Below are 26,100 nucleotides of genomic sequence, written 5' to 3' on the forward strand. Positions count from 1 at the left end.
TCCTTTATTTTACATTTTATAAACCAGCTTGCTCTTTTAATTATTTGGCTTTCACAAAGCTATGCCGTAACTTTGTTCCACATTTAAAACAAATAAAATATGTCATCAGTAGAGACAACTTATATCCCTTACAAAGTTAAGGACATTTCACTGGCAGAATGGGGCCGTAAAGAAATCGAATTAGCCGAAGCAGAAATGCCAGGTTTGATGAGTTTACGTAAAGAATTCGGCCCAACGCAACCGTTAAAAGGTGCTCGTATTGCAGGCTGTCTGCATATGACGATTCAAACGGCTGTTCTAATTGAAACGTTAGTGGCTTTAGGTGCTGAAGTTACCTGGTCATCTTGCAATATTTTCTCAACACAAGATCATGCTGCTGCTGCAATTGCCGCTGCTGGTATTCAGGTTTATGCCTGGAAAGGTTTAAACGAAGAAGAATTCGACTGGTGTATTGAGCAAACTTTACACTTTGGTACGGAGCAACAACCACTAAACATGATTTTGGATGATGGTGGCGATTTAACCAATATGGTTTTTGATAAATACCCAGAATTAATTGCTGGCATTAAAGGTTTATCAGAAGAAACAACCACTGGTGTTCACCGTTTATACGAAAGAATGAAAAACGGAACATTGCACTTACCTGCAATTAACGTTAACGATTCTGTAACTAAATCAAAATTTGATAACAAATACGGATGTCGTGAATCATTGGTTGATGCAATTCGTCGTGCAACTGACGTGATGATGGCTGGTAAAGTAGCTGTTGTTTGCGGTTATGGCGATGTGGGTAAAGGTTCTGCAGAATCTTTAAGTTCACAAGGTGTACGTGTAATTGTAACTGAAATTGACCCGATTTGTGCTTTACAAGCTGCAATGGAAGGTTATGAAGTTAAAAAATTCGCTACTGCCGTTAAAGAAGCAGATATTATTGTAACCACAACGGGTAACCGTGATATTGTTCGTGGCGAGCATTTTTTAACAATGAAAGACAAAGCGATCGTTTGTAACATCGGTCACTTCGATAACGAAATCGATGTTGCCTGGTTAAATGAAAAATATGGTTCAACCAAAGTTGAAATCAAGCCTCAGGTAGATAAATATACTATCGAAGGTAAAGATATCATCTTATTGGCCGAAGGTCGTTTGGTAAACTTAGGTTGCGCAACTGGTCACCCAAGTTTCGTAATGAGTAACTCATTTACCAACCAAACTTTAGCACAATTAGAGCTTTGGACGAACACAGATAAATACGAAAACAAAGTTTACGTTTTACCTAAGTATTTAGATGAGAAAGTTGCTCGTTTACACTTAGAAAAAATCGGTGTAGAATTAGATGTTTTAGATCAACACCAGGCTGATTATATTGGCGTTCCGGTTGAAGGTCCATTCAAGTCAGACGAATATCGTTACTAAAAAAGAGTCGGAAGTCCTAAGTCGGAAGTCCGAAGCTGAATATCGAAAGGGATGTGCAATTTGCATATCCCTTTTTTTGCGTTTAAGCCTGCCATCTTGATCCTGCCGAAAGATTTAAACTTCCGTGCCTTCTGTGTTTCCGTGGCAAAAAAAGACATCGAAAACGCTACTTCAGTACTGCTTCGGAAACATCAGTCCTGTTATTCCTGCCCGGGCAGGCTAGCGCTTTATTTCTCACGATGAAATATCGGGATCCGTATTCGCTGCTACCAGGTTTATTTTACATAGACTTGTGATTCTTTTGCCAACAAAACCTACATTTGAAAAAATAGACATAATGAAAAATGTAGCTATCCTTTTGCTTTTTACACTATTCAGTTTCGGTTTAAAAGCCCAAACCGGCTCTAAAAAACAGGTATCAAATCAATTGATCACTAACCAGGTGGTAGAAATTGCATGTGGCGAATGCCAGTTTAAAATGAAAGGTAAAGATTGTGAATTAGCCATTAGAATAAATGGCAAGTCTTATTTTGTTGATGGAAAAGGAATAGATGATTTTGGCGATGCGCATGGCGAACACGGTTTCTGTAACGCTGTAAGCAAAGCCGAAGTATCTGGTAAAATTGTAAATAACAGATTCAAAGCCACAAATATCAAATTGCTTACTAAGTAGGTTGATGTTGGGCTAACATTTTAACTGTTTTTATTAAAAATAAACCGTCGACTGTCACACTTTAATTTTTCTTGCGTCTTATATCTGAACATTGAGCCTAACTTCTCAATACGAAACAAAAAAACAAACTCAGATATGAAACCTTATTTATTGATTTTGCTATTCCTTTTATCTACGAAAGTCTTCGCACAGGAGAATACTATCATCACCGGAAAAACTATTGATAGTAAAACAAACTTAGCGCTTGAGTATGTCGGCATTATTTTGTCAAGCAAAATTGATTCAAATAAAAAAGTTGGCGTGGTTACCAACAAAGCAGGGGAGTTCCTTTTTAAAGATATTAGTAAGGGCGATTATACCTTGAAAATATCCGCAATGGGCTATAATCCAATTTTAAAAACCCTCACATTTTCAGGAAAGAATATTGATTTAGGGGTATTGAAAATGAAAGAAGATGCGATAGCTTTAAAAGATGTTTCGGTAGCAGGAAAATATGCCACGGCAACTGTGAAAAAAGATACCGTTGAGTTTAATGCCGATGCGTATAAAACGCAACCCAATGCTGCAGTTGAAGATTTGTTAAAAAAACTCCCTGGCGTAACCATTGATAAAGATGGTAGCATTTTAGTGCAAGGACAAAAAGTAACCCGATTAACCGTTGATGGAAAAGATTTTTTTGGTACCGACCCAAAGACAGCTACCAAAAATTTACCAGCCGATGTGATCGCAAAAGTTCAGTTGATAGATGCCAAAACCTTAGAGGCAAAAGCTACAGGGATTGATGATGGACAGCGGGAAAAAGTCCTCAACCTCACCATTAAAGAGGATAAAAAGAATGGGTGGTTCGGCAATGCCAATTTATCTGGCGGCACTACCGATCGGTATAGCGGCTATTTAAGCGCCAACCACTTCACTAAAAAAATGCAGTTCGCCATTTTAGGGATGAGCAATAATGTAAGTAATGCCAGTTTTCAATACGAAGATTTAAATAGTTTTACCAGTGGAAACATTGGTAACCTTTTTGCCCCTCCCGGAGGCGGAGGATTTTCCATCAACGTAAATAACGGACGAACAACCATTGGCGGTTCAGGTGTTTTTGATAATAGTGCCATTGGCGAAGTAACTACGCACAGTGGCGGATTAAACTTTAGTAACAGCTGGGGTGCGAAGGATAAATTGACTTTAAGTAGCAGCTACTTCACATATTTCAGCAAAGGTTTAGGTAATCGGTTTTCGAACGTTCAGGATATTAATCAAGATGATGTACTTAGAACTGACGAAGTTTCAAACCGCAATTCTGATAACCAAGCGCATCGATTCAATTTCAAAGTAGAATACCATCCAGATTCGCTTACCGATCTAACTTTTCGCTCAAATGCAATTCTTAATTACACCACCAATATCAATAATAGAAATTTCAATTCTGCTTTTGATCTCACTGGAAAAATTAATGAAGGTAGTCAGCTCCTGGACCAAAGAAATTCTACCCCTGCTTTTTTTGGAGAGCTTTCTGCCACAAGGCGATTAAAGAAAGGATCGATTATTATTGGTTTAAATGGTTCGCAAAATACTTTCAACTCCAATTGGCTAAATAAATCGCTAATAAACAATTATAGAGCGGGGGTTGTCGATGTAACCGATTTAAACCAGCAGGCAGAGCAGGAAAATAAGTCGCAAAACTATAGTGTTGCAGTAAATTACATTCGCCCAATTGTGGATAAAAAATTGAATAGCAATATAGCTTATATCCGCAACGAGGGTAAAGTAGATGCGCAGCAGTTAACTTTAAGTTACAATCCATTAAATAACACTTATGATGCTGTTGTTCCAGATTTTTCGAATACACTCGAGAACAAAACATGGACACAAACCGCCAGGCTAGGGCTCATTTATAACCGCACGGAATGGACTTACAATTTTGGTTTGGGATTTCAGGAAACAGGGTTAGATGCCTCAACTTTTAGCAGTTCTGGTGTAAACACTAATAATATAGATAAGAAATATTACAATATTTTGCCTCGATTAAACATTAGTTTCAGGAATAAGAATAAGCACACTTTACAGTTGAATTATAACGCCAACGTGAATCTTCCTTCGGTAAATGATTTGCAGCCTGTTCAAAATAACAGCAATCCGCTTTATCAAAGGATAGGTAATCCAGAGTTGGAGGCCAGAAAAAGTCACCGCATGTCAGTTAATTTTAATACGTTCAGTGCCGACAATAATAAATACTGGAATGGTTACTTTTTAGTGAATTATGCCCTGGATGATGTTGGGAACAGCATTAATTATGTAGATGGTGTACAATATGTTCAGCCCGTTAATGTAGATGGTAACTATTACATCAATACCGGTACTTATTTTGGGCAGCCAACTAAGTTAAAGGGACTAAGAATGGGGTATGGAGTCAATCTGTCACTTTCGCACAACACTTCATTTATTAACCAGGAAAGAAATATTACCAATCGATATAATTTTGGACCGAATGCAAACTTTAGCTATGATATTGATGATAAATTAAACGCCGGAATTTATATTGGAGTCCAGTATAGCAAGGTAAATAATTCGCAGCCAAGTGCGCTGGATAATAAATATTTTAATTTCTCAAATAGTGCTAGCCTAAGCTATGAGTTTATTAAAAATACGAGGATCAATACAGAACTAAACCACAATGGGGCTGCCGGTAGAGCCGATGGCTTTAATAACAATGTATTTCTGCTCAATGCTGGTTTAGATCAATATTTTATGCAGCGCAGAATAACACTAAGCTTAAAAGGATTTGATATTTTAAATCAAAATACCAATATCGATAGAACTGTAAATGGCAGTAGGATAGAAGACATTCGTTTTAATTCGATCACCAGATATTTTTATGTTTCGTTGAATTATAAGATTACAAAAGTTGGCTCTAAAAGTGAGAAAAGTAATCCGAGAAGTACGGTGAATTAGGAAGTAAATAGATTTAATCCGCAAGACTCCCTAAGTTTTCGCGGTTTTTTATTAAGGATAAATATTATCTTTAAATATAATCCAATCTGTGTATGAAAACGAATCTAATATTTATGGTGAGTGTTTTGAGTGTTTTACTTTTCTCAACCTGTAAAAAGGGAAAAATCAAAAATTTAAATAGTATTAGTTATGGTACTTCTTTTGGAATGTGCGGTGGATATTGTGTTCAAAGTATTTCAATTAGTGATGCTAAACTTACTTTTACAAAGAGCAAACATGGACAAACACCTGATACAAAAACTTGTTCAAAAAACATTTCTGATGAAGAAGTAAATTCAATTAAAGATTTATTAGATGCGAGCCAGATTGCTAATTTGCCTGAAGTGATTGGTTGCCCAGATTGTGCCGATGGAGGTGCGGAATGGATTTCGGTAACAGCAGATGGGATAACTCATAAAATCACTTATGATTATGGCAAACCACCAAAAGAATTGGAGGCTGCAGCCGCTAAATTGAAAGTTCTAAAAGATGGTTTTAAGGATTGTAATTAAATGAAACTCATTATGAGGTGGAAATTAGCGATATTAAAAATAGTTAAAATACAGGAAGAGTATGAGTTAGCTTTAAAAAGGCCTATTGGTTAGTACGAAATGATATTGTGCTAGACTCTAAGCAAGCTGATGAACTTGAATTGCTTACACTATCAATTGAGCATTATGAAGAATCTGAATATAAAATTGCTACCGTCTCCAAGAGAAACCATAAAATTAGATTAGAACAATTGGTTGGAGCACAAACTGTGGGATAGAATACATTTGTTTTAATTCGACCCCAGAAGTACAGTAAATTAATTTTCATCCCTCGTGCTAGGTTAACTGTCTTAAGTTCGTTGTCACATCAAATCAGCTATTACGTTTCGCTGACTATTAAGGAATCCAGTCTGTTTATCTTCCCCCTTTAAATATAGCAGATGAAAAACCAGAATTTCGAAATAAAAAATCCAGAAGGATTATATGATCCAAAACCTCATGGATACTCTCATATTGCAACCGTTAACTCCAATAGTAAAATAATATTTATAGCTGGGCAAGGTGGTAGCAATATGGATGGCGTTTTAAGTAATGATTTCAAGGTACAGGTAGATATTGTGTTTGAAAATATTGAGATCGCACTTAAAAGTGAAGGATTGCTGTGGAGTGATGTTGTAAAGTTGACCACACTTGTGGTTGACTATGATTCAAGTAAACATGAAATTTTGATTGCTGCATCTCGAAAAATATGGCCTGATTTGAAGTTTCCCGTGAATACTCTAATACCAGTTTCGAGACTAGCATTAGATGGGATGCAGATAGAAATCGATGTAACCGCTGTGGGCAGGTAAATTTGGTTTCCGCTTAAATTCGCAACCCCTTAATCTTCAACTCCAAACTAAAAACTCAACACGCTAAATTTTTTGCGCTAACCCCTTGATTTATAAAAAGAATTGTTCTACTTTTGCAGTCCGTTTTATGGGCTATCTGCGAGGATGCCGGGGGAGCGGTAAATAATTAAATAAAAAATTAAAAAAGCACAATGCCAACTATTCAACAATTAGTTAGAAAAGGTAGAGTAGCACTGGAGTTCAAGAGTAAGTCTCCAGCGTTGGACAGCTGTCCACAGCGAAGAGGTGTATGTACACGTGTGTACACCACTACCCCTAAAAAACCAAACTCAGCAATGCGTAAAGTAGCCCGTGTTCGTTTAACGAACGGTAAAGAGGTGAATGCATACATTCCTGGGGAAGGTCACAACTTACAGGAACACTCAATCGTTTTGATTCGTGGTGGTCGTGTGAAAGATTTACCAGGTGTACGTTACCACATCATCCGTGGTGCATTAGATACATCAGGCGTTGCTGGTCGTAACCAACGTCGTTCGAAATATGGTACTAAACGTCCTAAGCCAGGTCAAGCTGCTGCAGCTCCTGCTAAAGGAAAGAAAAAATAATCGGGAGGAAATAAGAAATGAGAAAGTCAAAACCAAAAAAGAGAATTATTCTTCCTGATCCAAAATTTAACGATGTTCAAGTAACTCGTTTTGTAAACAATATGATGTACGATGGAAAAAAATCTATCGCTTACTCTATTTTTTACGATGCTGTTGAAATTGCTGAGAAAAAAGCAGGCGAAAACGGTTTAGAGATCTTCAAACGTGCTTTAACTAACATTATGCCAGCTGTAGAGGTTAAATCTCGTCGTGTTGGTGGTGCTAACTTCCAGGTTCCAACTGAGGTTAGACCAGAACGTAAAACAGCTTTAGGTATGAAATGGTTAATTTCATACGCTCGTAAACGTGGCGAAAAAACCATGAAAGAGAAATTAGCTGGTGAAATGGTAGCTGCTGCTAAAGGTGAAGGTGCTGCTGTTAAGAAGAAAGAAGATACGCACAAAATGGCTGAGGCTAACAAAGCGTTCTCTCACTTCAGATTCTAGTAATTAGGATTAACAGATTAGTAAGATTACACAGATTTAATTAGAAGATTATACTGATTAGATAAATTACACCGATTTGTTTTTACATAATCGGTGTAATCATTTAAAATCAGATAAATCAAAAACATAAGATGGCAAGAGATTTAAAATTTACAAGAAATATTGGAATTGCAGCTCACATTGATGCAGGTAAAACTACAACAACAGAGCGTATCCTTTATTATGCTGGTGTGAGTCATAAAATTGGTGAGGTGCACGAAGGTGCTGCAACAATGGACTGGATGGCACAAGAGCAAGAGCGTGGTATCACCATTACTTCTGCTGCAACTACTGTTGATTGGAATTACAGAGGTCAAAAATATCATGTAAACGTTATTGATACACCAGGTCACGTGGATTTTACCGTAGAGGTAAACCGTTCGTTACGTGTATTAGATGGTTTGGTATTCTTGTTTTCTGCAGTTGATGGTGTTGAGCCTCAATCAGAAACCAACTGGCGTTTAGCCAACAATTATGCGGTTCCTCGTATTGGTTTCGTTAACAAAATGGACCGTTCTGGAGCTGACTTCTTAAAAGTTGTTAAGCAGGTTAAAGATATGTTAGGTAGTAATGCAGTTCCATTGCAATTACCTATCGGTTCTGAAGATGCATTTAAAGGTGTGGTTGATTTAATTAACAACCGTGGTATTGTTTGGAATGAGCATGATAAAGGTATGACCTTTACTGAAGTGCCAATTCCTGATGATATGTTAGATGAGGTTGCTGAGTGGAGAGAAAAATTACTGGAATCAGTAGCTGATTATGATGAGACTTTGATGGAGAAATTCTTCGAAGATCCTAACTCAATTACTGAACGTGAAATTTTAGATGCTTTACGTGCGGCTGTTTTAGATGCTAAAATTGTTCCTATGGTTTGTGGTTCATCTTTTAAAAACAAAGGTGTACAAACTATGCTTGATTATGTGATGGAATTATTGCCTTCACCTATGGATAGCGAAGGTGTAATTGGTACTAATCCAGATACTAACGAAGAAGTTTTATTAAAACCAAGCATTAATGAGCCATTTGCAGCTTTAGCATTTAAAATTGCAACTGACCCATTTGTAGGCCGTTTATGTTTTATCCGTGTTTACTCGGGTAACTTAGAAGCTGGTTCTTACATTTACAATGCTCGTTCTGAAAGTAAAGAGCGTATTTCTCGTATCTTCCAAATGCATGCTAACAAGCAAAACCCAGTGCCAAACGTGGCTGCGGGTGATATTGCTGCTGTAGTTGGATTTAAAGATATCAAAACTGGTGATACACTATGTGATGAGAAACACCCAATCGTTTTAGAATCTATGGATTTCCCTGAGCCAGTTATTGGTTTAGCTATTGAGCCTAAAACTCAAGCTGACGTTGATAAATTGGGTATGGGCTTAGCTAAATTGGCTGAAGAAGATCCTACTTTTAGAGTTCAAACTGATCAGGAAACTGGTCAAACGGTTATCTCTGGTATGGGTGAATTACACTTAGATATTTTAATTGACCGTTTAAAACGCGAATTTAAAGTTGAAGTTAACCAAGGTGCACCACAAGTAGCTTACAAAGAAGCTATTTTCGGTACTACTCAACACCGTGAAACTTATAAGAAACAATCTGGTGGTCGCGGTAAATTTGCCGATATCCAAGTGGTTATCTCGCCAATCGATGCTGATTTCGAAAAAGGTGGTTTACAATTCGTAAATGAAATTACAGGTGGTTCAATTCCACGTGAGTTTATTCCTTCAGTAGAAAAAGGTTTCGCAGCAGCGATGGTTAACGGTGTGTTAGCAGGTTATCCACTTCCTGATATGAAAGTACGTTTGATTGATGGTTCATTCCACGCAGTCGATTCAGATGCTTTATCATTTGAGCTTGCAGCTAAAATGGCATATCGTGAAGCTTTACCTAAATGTAAACCAACTTTGATGGAGCCAATCATGAAAATCGAAATCTTAACCCCTGAAGAAAACATGGGTGATGTAATCGGTGATATGAACCGTCGTCGTGGTCAGTTATTAGGTATGGATACACGTAACGGTGCCCAAGTAATTAAAGCAACTGTGCCTCTTTCTGAAATGTTTGGTTATGTAACGCAGTTACGTACTATCACTTCAGGTCGTGCAACTTCTACAATGGAATTTGACCATTACGAAGCAGCGCCTAAAAACGTACAGGATGAAGTAATTGCTAAATCAAAAGGAAGAGTAAAATCTGAAGACTAATTCTTAGTATTAAGATAAAAGTATCAAGTATCAAGATGGATTATCGGTCTTGATACTCGATACTAAATACTTGCTACTAAAAAAATAAATCCGATTTCTGTTGTTAATAGCTCTAACAGGAAATCATAATTAAAAATAAGATGAGCCAAAGAATCAGAATTAAATTAAAATCTTACGATTACAACTTGGTAGATAAATCTGCTGAGAAAATCGTAAAAACTGTTAAACCTACGGGTGCAGTTGTAAGTGGTCCAATTCCACTTCCTACAGAGAAAAAAATCTTTACTGTATTGCGTTCTCCACACGTAAACAAAAAAGCTAGAGAGCAATTTCAATTATGCGCTTACAAACGCTTATTAGATATTTATAGCTCTAACTCTAAAACAGTTGATGCTTTAATGAAACTTGAATTACCTAGCGGTGTTGAGGTTGAAATCAAAGTTTAATTGATTTTAAAAAGATTAAAAATCCTGATGAAAGTCAGGATTTTTTTTTGCCCTATTTTTTGTGAGGCGTATGGAATAGCAGTTTCTGACCTGGATGTTTTTGGTTGCCATTATGGGATTTCAATAAGCATTTAAGAGAAGCTTAGCGTAATAAATCACGGATTCTCTGGCGGCAAATATGTTTAAACTAGCCGTTAAACAAATTAGGTTTTTATTCGTTTAAATGATATGAATAAACCAACTAAAAAGGAAGAAAATCTTCCTATCGAGGGTCAGGATTTTGCCAATCCTGAAGAAGAATTAAAGGAAAAACCCTCTTCGCATGGGGAAGTTGGAAATCAGAAAGGAAGCGATTTTTCAGAATTGGAGGAGAGCAGAATGGACAATCCACCTAAACATAGAGATGAGAATGGATCAAGTATAAAGGATACAGATGTTCCTGTTAAATCTGACCAAAGTAAAGGAGTGGATTGAAAGCTAATCAATAATTGCATTTCTAATTGCAAAACCGATTAACTCAGCAGTATTTTTTTTGCCTGTTTTATGTAGCAAATTTTGTCGATTGCCCTCTATTGTTCTCTTACTTGTAAATAGTTTATCTGCAATTTCAGTATTGGTAAAGCCTTCGGCAATGAGCTTTAGTATTGTCATTTCTCGTTTCGAAAACTGAACACTCCGTTTCATGCTTCCTGCTTCTACCGAATATTTTTTCTGAACTGGATCCAGTAATTTCATCCCAATTGAAGTGCTGAGGTATTTGTAACCTGCGTTAAGTTGTTCAACTGCGAACACAATTTCTGATGTAGTCACATTCTTTAACAAGTAACCATCGGCACCAGCATCAAAGCATTTAGTAATTAATTTTTCTTGATCAACAGACGTTAAGATTAAGACTTTAATTTGTGGATAGTTACTTTTGATCAATTTGGTCAATTCAATTCCATCCAAGTCGGGCGTTTCAATATCTGTTATAAGTATATCTGGAAGATTCCCTTTCTCCAAAAAATCGATTACCTCGAAGCCCTTTGAAGCTTCGGCAATAACTTCGATATTATCCTGGGTTCCAACTAACGATGTGATACCGTTTCTAATAATGGGGTGGTTATCGGCTATTATTACCTTTATAGGGATTTTCAAATTTGAGGTTGTTGGATAGTCAAATCAAATATCGATATAATCAAGCGTCCATAATCTCTGTTTAAATACGTAAAAGCGATGTATTTATACGCCTTTTTTATGGCAGCGCTGATCATTGTTAACTACCTTTATCACAATGGAACGGAGGTGCAAATTCTTTCTTGAAATAGTGTATTTAATTACACCTGAATAATTATCCGCTAAACTTTAGCTAGTGAGATTAGGTAATCTAACGTATTTGTAAATTGTTTAAACCTTATTAACCATCTAGGTGTTATTCATATTAACGGATTAAATTTTTAGGTGTGATGAACAAGGAGCTTGATAATAACAGAAATGATCAAAATGAAAATACTGATCGTAATATAGAATGGGATAATGGAGAGGCAACTTATGGCCATACCATTAGCGACTCTGAGTTTAAGCGTAAAAACACGCCAAGTAAGGATCATATTTCTAATACAGAAAATGAATCCAATACAATAGATAATTTAAAGAACGAAAATCTAAGTCAAGGTGAAGATATTGGAAGTAGAAATAGTATCGATGAGAAAGGTTTGGGTGGGAAAGATTTATAAAGAAGGATTCGTTAAAATCCCTCTTTATAGTTAATGATTTTTCCGGTAGAGGAATAATTCTGATAGTACTCAACAGCTAGATGTTTTTTAAAGTAGCCATTTTTATAGCCCAATAAATTAGTTTTAGCCTTAGGATGATTAAGATGTGGCTGCGAGTGCTAATGTGTTTGCAAATTTGCTAATTAAACAAACTTATTGCAAATTTTCAGTCCTAAAAGTAATTGATATAAATCAAATTTTGTAGTATAAAGTAGTTGTTGATGTCAGTAAAGTTTTGTAGTTTGATTATAGTCCATCGCTAATCTGTTTTTGTATTCCTTGGCTTGACAAAAAGCATCGTTCAAACCATCTTTTAAATCATCCAATAGTGATTTTCCGTCAATTTCTCTTTTTTTGCTGGCATATTTAAAACCGTAAACGGCCACCGCCCCAATTACAACATATTTTAGTAATCCCATAATAAGCCTCTTAAATTCCAGTATTTAAAACATCATCTTCATCTCTTTGGTTAATTTCTTTTTGGCTTGGCGAATCAAAATCATCCGAAGAACTTCCAGTTTTACTTGCAGAACTTTCAACTGTGGGGTGTTTATCTTTACTATTATAAGCATCATCACTTAAAGAATCCTTCCCCTGCGTTCCGCTGTTATCAAAGCCATCCTTAGCAGCTATATTGCCTGCTATTGCATCGCTTTCTTGTCCATAACTGGTTACTTCGTTGCCCTCATTTCCTTTTTCGTATTCCTTTTGAAGCTTTGATTTAGTGCTATCGTCACCATTGCTAACATAACCTTCAATATGCTCTTCCTTATTATAAATACTCGTTTTCATAATTGTATTTTTTATTAAGAACAGCTTTAAGCAAAAATGGTTTTAAGTCAAGTTTCTCTAAATTATTATTGATGGGATTTTCTGCTTTTAACTAACTTGCGCCAAATTTTAAAAATGGAGTGGAAAAATTTACTTTCAAATAAACGATTTGGCCAAGAAAGTTGGACGGGTGATAGAGATAAAGCAAGATCGGATTTTCAAAGAGATTACGATAGATTAATATTTTCGTCGCCTTTTAGACGTTTGCAAAATAAAACTCAAGTATTTCCATTACCTGGAAGCGTTTTTGTTCATAACCGTTTAACTCATAGTTTGGAAGTAGCAAGCGTTGCTCGTTCCATGGCGAATATTTTCCTGAATACTTTGGAGGAAAAAAATCCTCAGTTAATAAAAGATGTTCCACTTATAAATGAAGTTGGAAATATTGTTGCAGCTGCATCGCTCGCTCACGATTTAGGAAATCCTGCCTTCGGGCATTCTGGAGAAGCTGCGATTTCACGTTATTTTACTGATGGAGATGGCAAGGTTTATCAAAATAAAATGAATGAATCGCAATGGCATGATTTGATAAATTTTGAGGGCAATGCGAATGCGATCAGGATTCTTACTCATCCCCTAAAGGGCAAAGGTAATGATGCCTATGCACTTACTTATTCTACACTGGCCTCAATTGCAAAGTATCCTTGCGCTTCTATTGCAGGCAAACAAAAAGGTTTGTTGCACCGGAAAAAGTATGGTTTTTTCCAGTCAGAGGAAGAAACGTTTAAAAGAATTGCGGATGAGCTTCACCTTGAGAAAGAAGAAAACGAATATTTAATTTACAAACGCCATCCTTTGGTTTATCTGGTAGAAGCTGCTGACGATATTTGTTATAGCATTATTGATTTGGAAGACGCACATCGTTTAAAAATTCTTTCTTACGAGGAGGTGAAAAATTATTTGCTGCCTTTCGCGAATTCAAAAACTATCGAAGATAGACTTAAAAATGATTATGAGGATGATGATGCCAAAATTGGTCTTCTTCGAGCGAAGGCAATAAATACATTAACCAACATTTGCGCAGACATTTTTTATCGTGAACAAGAAAGTTTGCTTCAGGGAACTTTGAATAATAGCCTTACAGATCTGATACCAGAACCATATCGCTCTGCGTGGAAAGAAATTGAGAAAGTTTCTATTGAACGCATTTACAATTTCTCTTCAGTGATTCAAAAAGAAGTTGCAGGTTACAAAATTATGGCGGGTTTACTGGAGGAGTTTGTGCCAGCTTTGAATAACAACACGCACTATTATAAAAAGTTGGTAAAACTGATACCAAAGCAATACCATACTGATTTGCCTGATATTTACTCCCGCACCCAAAGTGTATTAGACTTTGTTTCGGGGATGACTGATCTTTATGCTGTAGATTTATATCGAAATATTAAAGGAATTTCATTTCCATCTGAAACCTAATTTGGTTGAGATCAAGATCAAGGTTGAGATTTTTGCCCCAACCTTGATCTTGATCTCAATCTCAACTATCTTCCTCGAGAATCATCCCATCTATTTCTTTCGTCCTGAAGTTCACGAGCCAACTTCATTTCTTTATCTTTCGCTTTAACCTTGTGTGCCTGGAATTCATCTGCAACTTCCTGGTAAAGCTGTGTTCTGTAAGTCGCTTCCTTTCTATATTTACCAGATTGAAAAATTACTATTGCCAAGCCAGCGCCCAGAATAATAATAATTGCCCAAACGATGGTGTTATAGGTTCCTTTGTTAACAGATATCCCCAGAAATTTAATTTCATTAACGGAAGCTGTGGCATCTGCCAATGAGTTTTCTTTTCCAGAAACTTCGCCTTTCAATGTAGAAATGGTTTGTGCCTGTGTTTTAATTTCTTGTTTTGCCTCTTGCAGTTGTTTGCGTTCTTTCCTCAAGGTATCGTTTACACTTTTCCACACTCCAGATAATCTTGAAGGGTTAATCAGCCTTGCGCCATATAAACTCTTAGATTTTTTTAACATAAACTGATACTGGCCATTTAGCGATGGATCGGTGTTTTTTGTTGTATCTGGCAAAGTTTGACCAAAAGCAATGTTTAAAAATAGCATAGCGCCTAAAAACAATAGGGTGTGTTTAATTTTCTGCATAGTTTAAATATAGGTGTTTGAGTGTAAAACTACATTTTTATCTATTTCCTAGTTAATAATTTTTAACTAATGGCTTTATAGATTTTAATTGTTGTGCGTTTTCGTTATCTGTTAAATAACAATTTTATCTACGTTTTATTATAATTTACTTATTGATAGATTACATTTGCCTCATGCAAATAGGAATTATCGGTTTGGGCGATATGGGCAAATTATATGCGCTGTCGTTTGCAAGCGAAGGTTATAAAGTATGCGGGGCAGATATGCCTTTAAGGTTTTCGGATTTAAAAAATGAATTAGAGCCGAAAGGAATCGAGGTATTAATTGATGGTCATGAAGTGGCCCGCAAATCAGACTTTATAATTTACTGTGTGGAAGCAGAAAAGATTGATGAAGTAGTTTCTACGTTTGCCCGTTCTACAAAGTTCGGCGCAATTGTATCCGGACAAACCTCTGTTAAACATCCGGAAATTGCAGCTTTTGAGAAACATCTTCCAGATGATACACAGATTGTAACCTGCCACTCTTTACACGGGCCTGCTTTTAGTCCAGAAGGGCAAACGCTGGTGGTCGTTCGCCACCGGGCTTCCGATGAAGTTTATGCTAAAGCTTTAGCCGTTTACCGTTCGCTTAAATCGAATATTATCGAAATGGACGATTATCGTGAGCATGACCGTATTGTGGCCGATACACAAGCCGTTACCCACATGGGCTTCGAGAGTATGGGTTCAGCATGGAAAAATGCAGGTTTCTTTCCATGGGATAACCCAGCTTATGCTGGCGGAATAGATAATGTGAAAATCTTAACCACGCTCAGAATTTTTAGTTACAAATCACATATTTATGCTGGCTTAGCAATATTGAATCCTTATGCCCAGAAGCAGGTGAAATACTACGCTCAGGCAGAATCTGAATTATATAAGCTGATGATTTGTGAAAATGAAATTGAATTTAGGGAGAAAATTTATGCTGCCCGCGATTTTGTATTTCATGAGAGCAGAACGCTTCTGCTCCTTGATGACAACATTATGAAAGAATTTAGCCTTTCTGATGCAAATCATAAACAAAAGCCAAATTCGCACTTAAGTTTGCTAAGTATGGTTTATGCCTGGTATAAAATGGGCGTAAATCCTTATGATAACCTAATTTGTCAAACCCCTCCTTTTAAATTGAGGCTTGGCATAGCTGAGTATCTTTTCAAAAATGAGGAGATGTTGGAAGAATCGATCACCACCGCTTTATACGATAAATCTATCCGCGGCGACGATTTGGAATTTCATACCGCTGTTCATGAATGGGCATCGATAATAGGATACGGTGATTTGAAAGGATATAAGGAACATTTTGAGGCTGCAAAATCATTTTTTGCCAATCGATTGAATGATGGGAGAGACCTGAGTGCGGAAATGATTAGGAGGTTAGGGAAGTAGTGGGAAAATCAGAATTAGTTGTTGAATTGCAAACTCATTTGGCTGATATTGAAAGTTTATGCCAGGAATATGATTTGGGAAATAAACAGGTGGTTTCTCAAATTGCTAAACGAGTTTTGATCCTATTCCAGAATGCTGAACAATCCAAATCATTACTTACTAAATTAAAGCTTAATCACATTCAGCTTAGCTGTAGTTCAGAAACTTATCAATCGAAAAGTATAAACAACTTTATTGGCTTGTTAAAGCTGGAGCATACAAAAGGAGCAGGCTGGGATTATCTGCCGAAGCTTGAGCAGTCTAATCTGATTAGAGTATCGTTAGAAAACTGGTGGAACAACAAAAAGATAATAGTTGATTCCAGTTCAATTGCATTTACGAGAGCTAAAATCACAAAAGCGCTAGCCGGGAATGATCAAATAGTTATAGATACATCAGGATGGAAGCTTACTGATGCTCATGTAAACAAAAATACAATCAATCCAATACCAGCAACGGTTAGGCAAATTGCTTACGAACTCATTGAGACTTTCAAAAATATGGATATCAATAAGGAGAGTAAGCTTCATCAAAAATCCTGAGTTAAATTTTCAGTTTGCACCTGTTTTCGACGTATGCTATAGTTATACTACAGCATGATTGAAATTAATAACTGCTAACACGGTCGTTAAAAAGAGAGTGAGAATAGAGCGTAGCTAACACCTGTAACACGTTGATAAATTTTAATTACCAGGTCCCAATTTATATCATCCATATAATATATAGACTTTATTTTATTCCATAAATCCTTCGTTTAGCCAAAAACTGTCCCTTATATTTGCCCGCATGTCGGTTTTGTTATTTACCATCATCGTTTTGTTAGGCGCTTTTTTGGCAGGTTTATTAGGTTCATTAACAGGCTTGGGTGGGGGTGTAATTATTATCCCTCTATTAACACTAGCATTAGGGGTTGATATCCATTATGCCATCGGTGCATCAATTGTTTCGGTAATAGCCACTTCATCGGGTTCTGCGGCAGCCTATGTAAAAGAAGGAATTACAAATATTCGAATTGGTATGTTTCTCGAAATTGCCACTACGATAGGAGCCATTTCTGGCGCAGTAGTAGCCGTTTATCTCAATGCAAATTATATCGCCATCATATTCGGTTGCATCTTAATTTTCTCCGCCATCATGACGTTGAAGAAAAAGATCGATCATACCACTTTAGACAAGACTGATAAATGGGCAAAATTTTTCAAACTTAACAGTAGTTATCCTGATAAAGGCGTAGATCATCCTTATGCAGTTAAAAATGTGCCTGCTGGCTTTGCGATGATGCTTTTTGCTGGTACGCTTTCTGGTCTTTTAGGTATTGGCAGCGGTGCTTTAAAAGTAATTGCGATGGATAACATAATGCGTTTGCCTTTTAAGGTTTCTACAACCACGAGTAACTTTATGATGGGTGTAACGGCAGCTGCAAGTGCGATTGTTTATTTGCATCGCGGTCAGATAGATCCTGGAATTGCAATGCCCGTTTGTATTGGAGTTTTAACCGGCGCTTCGATTGGATCGAAAGTTTTGTTGCGAACTAAGACCGACAAACTAAAAATTGTTTTTGCAGTTGTAGTTACTTTTTTAGCACTACAAATGATTTACAAAGGAATTAGCGGCTTGTAAAATGAACGAAGAGAAAAACGAAAATATTAGCGATAAGGATATCCAGGTTGTATTGGGTACGCTTCTGCGTGCTGGTGTAATCATATCGATGAGTATTGTACTGATTGGTGGTGTCATTTTCCTTATCCATAACAAAGGGGTAATAACCGATTATAAAGTTTTTAAACCAGAACTCTCAAAATTTTCATCTATTGGTGAGATTTTTAAAGGCTTATCGAGCTTTCATGGCGATGCCATTGTTCAGTTTGGTATCCTAATGCTCATTTTTACCCCAATCGCCCGCATCATTTTTGCCATATTTAGCTTTTTGATAGAGAAAGATTATCTCTATGTTCTTATCGGATTTATCATCCTTGCCATCATAACCATCAGTTTAAATGGTGGTTTGGCACATTAACATCTGGTTAAAAGTTAAAAGCCAACATATCAACAATTTATTTGAAAAAATATTTGGCTAACTATTTGAAAATTAATAATTCTTGTCTATCTTTGCCGTCCCTTTCGGGGGATGTACAACCACCTTGAACGAAGCCCTACTGCTTCGATGGGTGTTAAAAAGAAAAGATAAAATGTCAGGAATTATTGGAAAAAAAGTAGGAATGACCAGTATCTTTGATGCCGAAGGAAGAAACATTCCTTGTACGGTAATCGAGGCTGGGCCTTGTGTAGTTACACAAGTGAAAACCGAAGAAAAAGACGGGTATTCATCAATCCAATTGGGTTACGATGAAAAAAAAGAGAAAAACACAACTCAACCGTTAAAAGGCCATTTCGCGAAAGCAAACACAACTCCGAAACGCAAACTTGTTGAATTCGATTCGTTTACAACTTCACTTAATTTAGGTGATGTAGTAACCGTTGATGCATTCGCAGAAGGCGATTTTGTTGATGTTGTGGGTACCTCAAAAGGTAAAGGTTTTCAAGGTGTTGTAAAACGCCACGGATTTGCCGGTGTTGGTATGCAGACTCACGGTCAGCATAACCGTTTACGTGCCCCAGGTTCATTGGGAGCATCATCATTCCCTTCACGTGTATTCAAAGGAATGCGCATGGCAGGAAGAACAGGTGGAGACAGAGTAAAAGTTCAAAACTTACAGGTTTTGAAAGTTTATGCTGAGCAAAACCTATTAGTAGTTAGTGGTTCCATTCCAGGAGCTAAAGGTTCTTACGTAATCTTAGACAAGTAATCAGATGGAAGTTAAAGTATTAAACATTTCAGGTAAAGAAACAGGTGCCAAGGTGCAACTTCCTGAATCGGTATTTGGTATCGAGCCTAACGACCACGCGATTTATTTAGATGTAAAACAGTATTTGGCTAACCAACGTCAAGGTACTCATAAATCTAAACAACGTAATGAGATTGCTGGTTCAACTCGTAAACTATACAAGCAAAAAGGTACAGGTGGTGCCAGAGCTGGTAGCATTAAATCTCCGTTATTTAACGGTGGTGGTCGTGTTTTCGGTCCTCAACCACGTGATTATAGCTTTAAATTGAACAAGAAATTAAAATCATTAGCACGTAAATCTGCTTTAGCTTATAAAGCAAAAGATAACAGCGTGGTAGTTTTAGAAGATTTCAACTTCGATACAGCTAAAACAAAAAACTATACAAGTTTATTGGCTGCGTTAAACGTAGGTACTCAAAAAACTTTATTGGTTTTACCTGCACAAAATAATAATATCTATTTATCAAGCAGAAACGTTCAGAAAACTAAAGTAATCTCGGCAGCAGATTTAAATACTTATGATGTATTAAACGCTGGTGTACTTGTGTTAACTGCAGATTCTGTTAAAACTTTGGAGGAGGCATTTGCCAAGTAATATGGAAATTTTAAAAAAACCAATATTAACCGAAAAAGCTTCAGCTTTAACTGAAAAATCTAACCGTTTCACATTCGCTGTTAACCACAAGGCTAACAAAATCCAAATCAAAGCGGCTATTGAGAAATTGTACGGTGTAACCATCGTTGCAGTTAACACCATGGTTGTTGATGGAAAAGCGAAATCTCGTTACACTAAAGCAGGTTTTGTTTCTGGCCGTAGCCCGAAATACAAAAAAGCAATCGTAACGTTAAAAGACGGCGAAACAATAGATTATTACGCAACTCTTTAATTTAATAATTAATTATAACTATGGGCTTAAGAAAATTTAAACCAGTTACTCCAGGTACCCGCTTCAGAGTTGGTGCTAGTTTTACGGAGATTACAGCAACCAAGCCCGAAAAATCATTGGTTGTATCATCAAAAAAGTCTGGTGGACGTAACAACACAGGTAAAATGACTATGCGCTACATGGGTGGTGGTCATAAAAAATCATATCGTTTAATCGACTTCAAACGCGATAAATTCGATATTCCTGCAACAGTAGCTACTGTTGAATACGATCCAAACCGTACTGCCCGCATCGCATTATTACATTATGCAGATGGCGAGAAGCGTTACATTATTGCTCCAGAAGGTTTGCAAGTTGGTTCGGTATTATTATCGGGCGAAACAGCAGCTCCAGAAGTAGGTAACACTTTAAAATTATCGAACATTCCATTAGGTTCTATCATCCACAACGTGGAGATTCACCCTGGAAAAGGAGCACAATTAGCTCGTAGTGCAGGTGCTTATGCACAATTAGCTGCCCGCGATGGTAAATATGCTACTTTGAAAATGCCTTCAGGCGAAACCCGTTTAATCTTGACTACTTGTCTTGCTACTATCGGTGCGGTATCTAACTCAGATCACGCAAATGAAGTATTAGGTAAAGCTGGTCGTAAACGTTGGTTGGGCCGTCGTCCGAGAACTAGACCGGTAGCGATGAACCCTGTCGATCACCCAATGGGTGGTGGTGAAGGTAGATCATCAGGTGGTCACCCACGTTCAAGAAATGGCGTTTTAGCTAAAGGCTACAAAACCAGAGAACTTAAAAAATATTCTAATCGTTACATCATAGAGAGAAGGAAGAAATAATGGCTCGTTCGATAAAAAAAGGACCTTATATTGACCATAACGTAGAGAAAAAAGTAAACTCTATGAATGATTCAGGCAAAAAGTCTGTAATCAAAACTTGGTCTCGTAGATCAATGATTTCACCAGATTTCGTTAATCATACATTTGCAGTACACAATGGTAATAAATTTATCCCTGTGTATGTTACAGAAAACATGGTTGGTCACAAGTTGGGAGAATTTGCTCCAACCAGAACATTCAGAGGACACGCTGAAAAGAAAAAATAATTAGACAATGGAAGCAATAGCAAAATTAAACAATTGTCCAACCTCACCGCGTAAGATGCGTTTGGTTGTAGATCTTATCAGAGGTGAACGTGTAGAAAAAGCATTAAGTGTTTTAAAGTTTACCAATAAAGAAGCAGCAATAAGAGTTGAGAAATTATTATTATCTGCTATCAACAACTGGGAAGCTAAAAATGGCAAAACTTCTGATGGAAGTGAGTTATTTGTTAAAACCATTATGGTAGATGGTGGTCGTCAACTTAAACGTTTACGTCCAGCACCTCAAGGCCGTGGATATAGAATTCGTAAGCGTTCAAACCACGTTACGCTGATTGTAGATAGTAAAAGTACAGAAACAACTCAAAACTAATTTTAGGAAATGGGACAAAAAGCAAATCCAATAGGTAACAGGTTAGGTATCATCAAAGGATGGGATTCTAACTGGTTCGGTGGCAACAACTACTCCGATAAATTAGTTGAAGATGAGAAAATAAGAAAATACCTTTCTGCTCGTATCGCTAAAGGTGGTGTTGCTAAAGTGGTTATCGAGCGTACGTTAAAACGTATCACGGTAACAATCCACACAGCTCGCCCAGGTATCGTAATCGGTAAAGCAGGTGCTGAGGTTGATAAAATCAAAGAAGAGTTAAAGAAATTGACTAAAAAGGAAATTCAAATTAACATTTTCGAGATTAAACGCCCAGAACTTGATGCACAATTAGTTGCAGAAGGTGTTGCAAAACAATTAGAAGCAAGGATCTCATTCCGTAGAGCAATGAAATCTTCTATCGCATCAACCATGCGTATGGGTGCTGAAGGTATCAAAATCATGACTTCTGGTCGTTTAGGTGGTGCTGAGATGGCACGTACTGAGCAGTACAAAGAAGGAAGAGTGCCTTTGCATACATTCCGTGCTGATATTGACTATGCTTTAGCTGAAGCTTTAACCACTTATGGTAAAATCGGCGTTAAAGTATGGATCTGTAAAGGTGAGGTTTATGGAAAACGTGATTTGTCTCCAAACATCGGTTCAACAAACAACGGTCCAAAAGGCGCATCAGATAAACCAGCTTTCGGTGGAAGAGATAACCGTGGTGGTGGAAGAGATAACCGTGGCGGTGGTAACGACAGACGTGGTGGAAACCAAGGCGGCGGTCGTGGTCCAGGCCAAGGTGGTGCAAACAGAGGTGGTGGCGCAGGCGCTAACAGAGGTCCTCGTAAATAATTGATTTATTAACATCGTTTAACGATTAGAACAAAATAAAATGTTACAGCCAAAAAGAACGAAGTTCAGGAAGATGCAAAAAGGCAGAATGAAGGGTTTAGCTTCTCGTGGAGCTGAATTAGCATTCGGATCTTTCGGTATCAAATCTTTAGAAGCAACTTGGATTACAAGTCGCCAGATAGAGGCTGCTCGTATCGCGGTAACCCGTTTCATGAAACGTGAAGGCCAGGTATGGATCAGAATTTTCCCGGACAAACCAGTAACTAAAAAACCTGCTGAGGTACGTATGGGTAAAGGTAAAGGTGCTCCTGAGTATTGGGTAGCAGTTGTTAGACCTGGACGCGTAATTTTCGAAGCTGAAGGTGTGCCTTTAGAAGTAGCTAAAGAAGCATTGCGTTTAGCAGCTCAGAAATTACCAATCCAAACCAAATTCGTAGTACGTAGAGATTACGTAGAAGCATAGTAAAATGTTGAGGTGAATGTTGTAAATACTTGTTTATTATAACCGCTACACTCAACTTAAAAAAAAGAAAAATGAAAAATTCAGAAATCACAGGGCTTTCAAAAGAAGAATTAGTAGCTAAGATTGCGGAAGAAAAAGAGAACTTATCAAAATTAAAGTTCGCACACACTATTTCAGCTATCGAAAATCCTTCGCGTATTGCGAAAGTAAGGAAAGACATAGCCCGTTTAAACACTGAGTTGACTAAAGTGAAAAACACTGAGTCAGCTACTGAAACTAAATAATTTGAGAGTCGACATGGAAAGACAATTAAGAAAAACAAGAACGGGATTAGTGGTAAGCAACAAGATGGATAAATCTGTTGTAGTGAGCGTGGAACGTAAAGTAAAGCACCCGATTTATGGTAAGTTCGTTAAGAAAACTACCAAATTTATGGCTCACGACGAGAAAAACGAATGCGGTATCGGTGATACAGTATTGATTATGGAAACTCGTCCCTTGAGTAAAAACAAGAACTGGAGATTGGTACAAATTTTAGAAAGAGCTAAATAAGATGGTACAACAGGAATCGAGATTAAACGTTGCTGATAACAGCGGCGCAAAAGAAGTATTAGTAATTCGCGTGCTAGGTGGAACCGGCAAACGTTATGCTTCAATTGGTGATAAAGTAGTTGTTACCGTAAAAAGCGCATTACCGTCAGGTAATATTAAAAAAGGTACAGTTTCAAAAGCAGTTGTTGTAAGAACTAAAAAAGAAATCCGTCGTAAAGATGGTTCTTATATCCGTTTTGACGATAATGCTGCTGTATTATTGAACGCACAGGATGAGCCAAGAGGTACACGTATCTTTGGCCCGGTTGCGAGAGAACTACGTGAAAAACAATTCATGAAAATTGTATCATTAGCACCGGAGGTATTATAAAATGGGAAACAAAGTAAATACACCATCAAAACTTAAAATCCGCACTGGAGATTTAGTTAAAGTAATTGCTGGCGATTCAAAAGGTCAACAAGGAAAAGTACTTTCAGTACAAATAGATAAAAACAGAGCCATTGTAGAAGGCGTTAACTTAGTGTCTAAACATACTAAACCAAATGCTGCAAATCCGAACGGTGGTATTATTAAAAAAGAAGCTGCTCTTCACATTTCTAACTTGATGTTGGTTGATCCAAAATCTGGTAAAGCCACTCGCGTTGGTCGTAAACTTAACGCTGATGGTAAAATCGTTAGAGTTGCTAAAATTTCAGGGGAGGAAATTAAATAATGGCTACACCTAGATTAAAAAGCAAATACAAAGAAGAAGTTGTAAATGCATTAAAAGAGAAATTTCAGTACAAAACTGTAATGCAGGTTCCTAAATTGGAAAAAATCTGTATCAATCAGGGTGTTGGTCGTTTTTCTGTTACTGATAAAAAGATTATGGATACCACAATCGTTGAGTTGACTACTATTACTGGTCAGCAAGCGGTTCCGGCTAACTCTAAGAAAGATATCTCTAACTTTAAATTACGTAAAGGTATGCCAGTAGGTGTACGCGTAACATTACGTGATAACAATATGTATGAGTTCTTAGATCGTTTGATTTCTGTAGCTTTACCACGTATCCGTGATTTTAAAGGTATTAACGATAAAGGTTTTGATGGTAAAGGAAATTACACATTAGGTGTAACTGAGCAAATCATCTTCCCAGAGATTAATATAGATAAAATCAATAAAATTTTAGGGATGGATATAACTTTCGTAACTTCGGCAAAATCTGACGTTGAGGCTCTTGAGTTATTGAAACAATTCGGATTACCATTTAAAAATCAAAAAACAGCAGAATAATGGCAAAAGAAGGTGTAAAAGCACGCGAAGTTAAGCGCCAAAAATTGGTAGCTAGATACGCTGAAAAACGTGCAGTATTAAAAGCTGCAGGAGATTTCGAGGGTTTAGATAAATTACCTAAAAACTCATCTCCAGTACGTTTACACAACCGTTGTAAATTAACTGGTCGTCCACGTGGTTATATGCGTACCTTTGGTATTTCAAGGGTAACGTTTCGCCAAATGGCACTAGACGGTAAAATACCAGGTGTTAAAAAAGCATCTTGGTAATAAAAGTATAAAGTAATTAGTATAAAGTATTTAGATCAATTGGTCTTTATACTTTATACTATTGTATATATACTAAAAAAGAATTTTAACCGATAGCAGGTCCCACAGCTGAGTAGCAGAAGGAAACCACTATCAAAAACAATAAATAATGAATACAGATCCAATAGCAGATTATTTAACAAGAGTAAGGAATGCCATTAAGGCCAACCACCGTGTTGTAGAAATTCCTGCATCAAACCTTAAAAAAGAAATTACTAAAGTTCTTTTCGATAAAGGTTACATCGCGAACTACAAGTTTGAAGATACAACAGTTCAAGGCATCATTAAAATTGCATTGAAATACAATCCAATTACTAAAGTTCCTGCTATTCGTACATTAGTGCGAGTAAGTAAACCAGGTTTGAGAAACTATGCTGGTGTTGAAAATATGCCAAGAGTATTAAACGGTTTAGGTATCGCAATCTTATCTACTTCTAAAGGTGTAATGACTGATAAAGAAGCAGCCAAATTAAACATTGGTGGTGAGGTATTGTGTCACGTTTATTAATATTAGGAGAACAGCACAATGTCAAGAATAGGAAAAGCCCCAATTACAATCCCTGCAGGTGTTACCATTACTGTATCGAAAGATAACGTAGTAAGTGTAAAAGGCCCTAAAGGTGAATTAACACAAGCAGTAGATTCAGATATCACTGTAAGTCAAGAAGATGGAATTTTAACAGTTCAACGTCCATCAGAACAAAAGAAACATAAAGCATTACACGGTTTATATCGCTCATTGCTTAACAACATGGTTGTTGGTGTTACAGAAGGTTATAAATTAACTCAAGAATTAGTAGGTGTTGGTTACCGTGCTACAAACCAAGGTAATACACTAGATCTAGTTTTAGGTTATTCTCACCATTATGTATTTCAATTACCAGAAGAGATTAAAGTAACTACATCTTCAGAAAAAGGTCAAACTCCTAAAATCATTTTAGAAAGTATTGACAAACAATTGATCGGTCAGGTAGCAGCGAAAATCCGTTCGTTACGTGCACCAGAGCCATACAAAGGTAAAGGTATCAAGTTTGTAGGTGAAGTGTTAAGAAGAAAAGCAGGTAAATCAGCGTCTAAAAAATAGTAA

The 26,100-nt window shown here is 37.0% G+C and carries 36 protein-coding genes; 32 read left to right on the forward strand and 4 right to left on the reverse strand.

The window, feature by feature from the left end; translation table 11 throughout:
- Positions 1 to 99 precede the first annotated feature (99 nt).
- The 10 genes from ahcY to ACZZZC_RS05245 all read left to right on the forward strand — a co-directional run bounded on the left by ahcY (position 100) and on the right by ACZZZC_RS05245 (position 10,675).
- The gene (gene ahcY / locus ACZZZC_RS05200; protein ID WP_463486687.1) at positions 100 to 1,416 is read left to right on the forward strand and encodes an adenosylhomocysteinase; all 1,317 of its coding nucleotides are present in this window, start codon (positions 100 to 102) and stop codon (positions 1,414 to 1,416) included.
- Positions 1,417 to 1,753: 337 nt separating this feature from the next.
- On the forward strand, positions 1,754 to 2,089 hold the full coding sequence (locus ACZZZC_RS05205) for a DUF6370 family protein (protein ID WP_463486688.1): 336 nt from the start codon (positions 1,754 to 1,756) through the stop codon (positions 2,087 to 2,089).
- A gap of 135 nt (positions 2,090 to 2,224) precedes the next feature.
- The gene (locus tag ACZZZC_RS05210) at positions 2,225 to 5,038 is read left to right on the forward strand and encodes a TonB-dependent receptor (RefSeq protein ID WP_463486689.1); all 2,814 of its coding nucleotides are present in this window, start codon (positions 2,225 to 2,227) and stop codon (positions 5,036 to 5,038) included.
- Positions 5,039 to 5,130: 92 nt separating this feature from the next.
- A complete protein-coding gene (locus tag ACZZZC_RS05215) occupies positions 5,131 to 5,589 on the forward strand; it encodes a hypothetical protein (RefSeq protein ID WP_463485134.1) in 459 nt (152 codons plus the stop codon).
- A 419-nt stretch (positions 5,590 to 6,008) separates the two neighbouring features.
- Positions 6,009 to 6,419 (forward strand): RidA family protein, encoded by a 411-nt coding sequence (locus ACZZZC_RS05220; protein WP_463486690.1) that lies wholly within the window; start codon positions 6,009 to 6,011, stop codon positions 6,417 to 6,419.
- A 191-nt stretch (positions 6,420 to 6,610) separates the two neighbouring features.
- A complete protein-coding gene (gene rpsL / locus ACZZZC_RS05225) occupies positions 6,611 to 7,024 on the forward strand; it encodes a 30S ribosomal protein S12 (RefSeq protein ID WP_010599925.1) in 414 nt (137 codons plus the stop codon).
- Between the two features lie 17 nt (positions 7,025 to 7,041).
- The gene (gene rpsG / locus ACZZZC_RS05230) at positions 7,042 to 7,509 is read left to right on the forward strand and encodes a 30S ribosomal protein S7 (RefSeq protein WP_056848515.1); all 468 of its coding nucleotides are present in this window, start codon (positions 7,042 to 7,044) and stop codon (positions 7,507 to 7,509) included.
- A gap of 131 nt (positions 7,510 to 7,640) precedes the next feature.
- Positions 7,641 to 9,755 (forward strand): elongation factor G, encoded by a 2,115-nt coding sequence (fusA, locus tag ACZZZC_RS05235; protein WP_056848516.1) that lies wholly within the window; start codon positions 7,641 to 7,643, stop codon positions 9,753 to 9,755.
- Positions 9,756 to 9,895: 140 nt separating this feature from the next.
- Positions 9,896 to 10,201, forward strand: coding sequence for a 30S ribosomal protein S10 (gene rpsJ, locus ACZZZC_RS05240; RefSeq protein WP_008244591.1), 306 nt, complete (start codon positions 9,896 to 9,898; stop codon positions 10,199 to 10,201).
- A 228-nt stretch (positions 10,202 to 10,429) separates the two neighbouring features.
- On the forward strand, positions 10,430 to 10,675 hold the full coding sequence (locus ACZZZC_RS05245; protein ID WP_463485136.1) for a hypothetical protein: 246 nt from the start codon (positions 10,430 to 10,432) through the stop codon (positions 10,673 to 10,675).
- A gap of 3 nt (positions 10,676 to 10,678) precedes the next feature.
- Here the strand turns inward: ACZZZC_RS05245 and ACZZZC_RS05250 are convergent, their stop codons facing one another.
- Positions 10,679 to 11,338, reverse strand: coding sequence for a response regulator (locus ACZZZC_RS05250; protein ID WP_463485137.1), 660 nt, complete (start codon positions 11,336 to 11,338; stop codon positions 10,679 to 10,681).
- A gap of 308 nt (positions 11,339 to 11,646) precedes the next feature.
- Here ACZZZC_RS05250 and ACZZZC_RS05255 point away from each other — a divergent pair, with 308 nt between their 5' ends.
- Complete coding sequence (locus ACZZZC_RS05255; protein ID WP_463485138.1) at positions 11,647 to 11,916, forward strand: hypothetical protein; 270 nt, start codon at positions 11,647 to 11,649, stop codon at positions 11,914 to 11,916.
- Positions 11,917 to 12,179: 263 nt separating this feature from the next.
- Here ACZZZC_RS05255 and ACZZZC_RS05260 read toward each other — a convergent pair whose 3' ends face one another.
- Positions 12,180 to 12,374 carry a YtxH domain-containing protein gene (locus ACZZZC_RS05260; RefSeq protein WP_463485139.1) on the reverse strand — a complete coding sequence of 65 codons (195 nt, stop codon included), beginning with the start codon at positions 12,372 to 12,374 and terminating at the stop codon, positions 12,180 to 12,182.
- 10 nt (positions 12,375 to 12,384) lie between these two features.
- Positions 12,385 to 12,747, reverse strand: a complete 363-nt coding sequence (locus tag ACZZZC_RS05265) for a hypothetical protein (RefSeq protein WP_463485140.1) — start codon at positions 12,745 to 12,747, stop codon at positions 12,385 to 12,387.
- Positions 12,748 to 12,861: 114 nt separating this feature from the next.
- Between ACZZZC_RS05265 and dgt the strand changes: the two genes are divergently transcribed.
- Positions 12,862 to 14,202, forward strand: a complete 1,341-nt coding sequence (gene dgt / locus ACZZZC_RS05270; protein ID WP_463486691.1) for a dGTP triphosphohydrolase — start codon at positions 12,862 to 12,864, stop codon at positions 14,200 to 14,202.
- A gap of 65 nt (positions 14,203 to 14,267) precedes the next feature.
- On the opposite strand, the gene ACZZZC_RS05275 is transcribed toward dgt, so the two are convergent.
- Entirely contained in the window at positions 14,268 to 14,879 is a 612-nt protein-coding gene (locus tag ACZZZC_RS05275) for a hypothetical protein (protein ID WP_463486692.1), read from the reverse strand.
- Between the two features lie 173 nt (positions 14,880 to 15,052).
- Here ACZZZC_RS05275 and ACZZZC_RS05280 point away from each other — a divergent pair, with 173 nt between their 5' ends.
- From ACZZZC_RS05280 to rplF, 20 genes are all read left to right on the forward strand, one after another.
- Positions 15,053 to 16,309: an NAD(P)-binding domain-containing protein gene (locus tag ACZZZC_RS05280; protein ID WP_463486693.1), complete on the forward strand. Its 1,257-nt coding sequence runs from the start codon at positions 15,053 to 15,055 to the stop codon at positions 16,307 to 16,309.
- A complete protein-coding gene (locus ACZZZC_RS05285; protein ID WP_463485143.1) occupies positions 16,309 to 16,890 on the forward strand; it encodes a hypothetical protein in 582 nt (193 codons plus the stop codon). Before ACZZZC_RS05280 ends, ACZZZC_RS05285 begins: the two co-directional genes overlap by 1 nt.
- Positions 16,891 to 17,134: 244 nt before the next feature.
- Positions 17,135 to 17,968 (forward strand): sulfite exporter TauE/SafE family protein, encoded by an 834-nt coding sequence (locus ACZZZC_RS05290; RefSeq protein ID WP_463485144.1) that lies wholly within the window; start codon positions 17,135 to 17,137, stop codon positions 17,966 to 17,968.
- A 1-nt stretch (position 17,969) separates the two neighbouring features.
- Positions 17,970 to 18,365: a DUF1634 domain-containing protein gene (locus tag ACZZZC_RS05295; RefSeq protein ID WP_463485145.1), complete on the forward strand. Its 396-nt coding sequence runs from the start codon at positions 17,970 to 17,972 to the stop codon at positions 18,363 to 18,365.
- A 172-nt stretch (positions 18,366 to 18,537) separates the two neighbouring features.
- Positions 18,538 to 19,155, forward strand: a complete 618-nt coding sequence (rplC, locus tag ACZZZC_RS05300; RefSeq protein ID WP_056849254.1) for a 50S ribosomal protein L3 — start codon at positions 18,538 to 18,540, stop codon at positions 19,153 to 19,155.
- Between the two features lie 4 nt (positions 19,156 to 19,159).
- Positions 19,160 to 19,789 carry a 50S ribosomal protein L4 gene (gene rplD, locus ACZZZC_RS05305; RefSeq protein ID WP_010599909.1) on the forward strand — a complete coding sequence of 210 codons (630 nt, stop codon included), beginning with the start codon at positions 19,160 to 19,162 and terminating at the stop codon, positions 19,787 to 19,789.
- Position 19,790: 1 nt separating this feature from the next.
- Positions 19,791 to 20,081 (forward strand): 50S ribosomal protein L23, encoded by a 291-nt coding sequence (gene rplW, locus ACZZZC_RS05310; RefSeq protein ID WP_056848527.1) that lies wholly within the window; start codon positions 19,791 to 19,793, stop codon positions 20,079 to 20,081.
- Between the two features lie 20 nt (positions 20,082 to 20,101).
- Positions 20,102 to 20,926, forward strand: coding sequence for a 50S ribosomal protein L2 (gene rplB, locus ACZZZC_RS05315; protein WP_056848528.1), 825 nt, complete (start codon positions 20,102 to 20,104; stop codon positions 20,924 to 20,926).
- Positions 20,926 to 21,192: a 30S ribosomal protein S19 gene (gene rpsS / locus ACZZZC_RS05320; RefSeq protein WP_010599906.1), complete on the forward strand. Its 267-nt coding sequence runs from the start codon at positions 20,926 to 20,928 to the stop codon at positions 21,190 to 21,192. The genes rplB and rpsS overlap by 1 nt, the downstream gene beginning before the upstream one ends.
- A gap of 7 nt (positions 21,193 to 21,199) precedes the next feature.
- Entirely contained in the window at positions 21,200 to 21,559 is a 360-nt protein-coding gene (rplV, locus tag ACZZZC_RS05325) for a 50S ribosomal protein L22 (protein WP_056848529.1), read from the forward strand.
- A gap of 9 nt (positions 21,560 to 21,568) precedes the next feature.
- Positions 21,569 to 22,414: a 30S ribosomal protein S3 gene (rpsC, locus tag ACZZZC_RS05330; RefSeq protein WP_056848530.1), complete on the forward strand. Its 846-nt coding sequence runs from the start codon at positions 21,569 to 21,571 to the stop codon at positions 22,412 to 22,414.
- 40 nt (positions 22,415 to 22,454) lie between these two features.
- The gene (gene rplP / locus ACZZZC_RS05335; protein ID WP_010599903.1) at positions 22,455 to 22,877 is read left to right on the forward strand and encodes a 50S ribosomal protein L16; all 423 of its coding nucleotides are present in this window, start codon (positions 22,455 to 22,457) and stop codon (positions 22,875 to 22,877) included.
- A gap of 71 nt (positions 22,878 to 22,948) precedes the next feature.
- Complete coding sequence (gene rpmC, locus ACZZZC_RS05340; protein ID WP_025145217.1) at positions 22,949 to 23,161, forward strand: 50S ribosomal protein L29; 213 nt, start codon at positions 22,949 to 22,951, stop codon at positions 23,159 to 23,161.
- Positions 23,162 to 23,174: 13 nt separating this feature from the next.
- Positions 23,175 to 23,429, forward strand: a complete 255-nt coding sequence (gene rpsQ / locus ACZZZC_RS05345; protein ID WP_010599901.1) for a 30S ribosomal protein S17 — start codon at positions 23,175 to 23,177, stop codon at positions 23,427 to 23,429.
- 1 nt (position 23,430) lies between these two features.
- Entirely contained in the window at positions 23,431 to 23,799 is a 369-nt protein-coding gene (rplN, locus tag ACZZZC_RS05350) for a 50S ribosomal protein L14 (protein ID WP_010599900.1), read from the forward strand.
- Between the two features lies 1 nt (position 23,800).
- Positions 23,801 to 24,142, forward strand: a complete 342-nt coding sequence (gene rplX / locus ACZZZC_RS05355) for a 50S ribosomal protein L24 (RefSeq protein ID WP_029282701.1) — start codon at positions 23,801 to 23,803, stop codon at positions 24,140 to 24,142.
- A complete protein-coding gene (gene rplE, locus ACZZZC_RS05360; protein ID WP_086547740.1) occupies positions 24,139 to 24,705 on the forward strand; it encodes a 50S ribosomal protein L5 in 567 nt (188 codons plus the stop codon). The genes rplX and rplE overlap by 4 nt, the downstream gene beginning before the upstream one ends.
- Entirely contained in the window at positions 24,705 to 24,974 is a 270-nt protein-coding gene (gene rpsN, locus ACZZZC_RS05365) for a 30S ribosomal protein S14 (protein ID WP_025145214.1), read from the forward strand. The genes rplE and rpsN overlap by 1 nt, the downstream gene beginning before the upstream one ends.
- A gap of 148 nt (positions 24,975 to 25,122) precedes the next feature.
- On the forward strand, positions 25,123 to 25,521 hold the full coding sequence (gene rpsH, locus ACZZZC_RS05370; protein WP_025145213.1) for a 30S ribosomal protein S8: 399 nt from the start codon (positions 25,123 to 25,125) through the stop codon (positions 25,519 to 25,521).
- An 18-nt stretch (positions 25,522 to 25,539) separates the two neighbouring features.
- Complete coding sequence (rplF, locus tag ACZZZC_RS05375; protein ID WP_056848531.1) at positions 25,540 to 26,097, forward strand: 50S ribosomal protein L6; 558 nt, start codon at positions 25,540 to 25,542, stop codon at positions 26,095 to 26,097.
- Positions 26,098 to 26,100: the final 3 nt, after the last annotated feature.

This window comes from Pedobacter sp. AC212, from assembly GCF_979258625.1.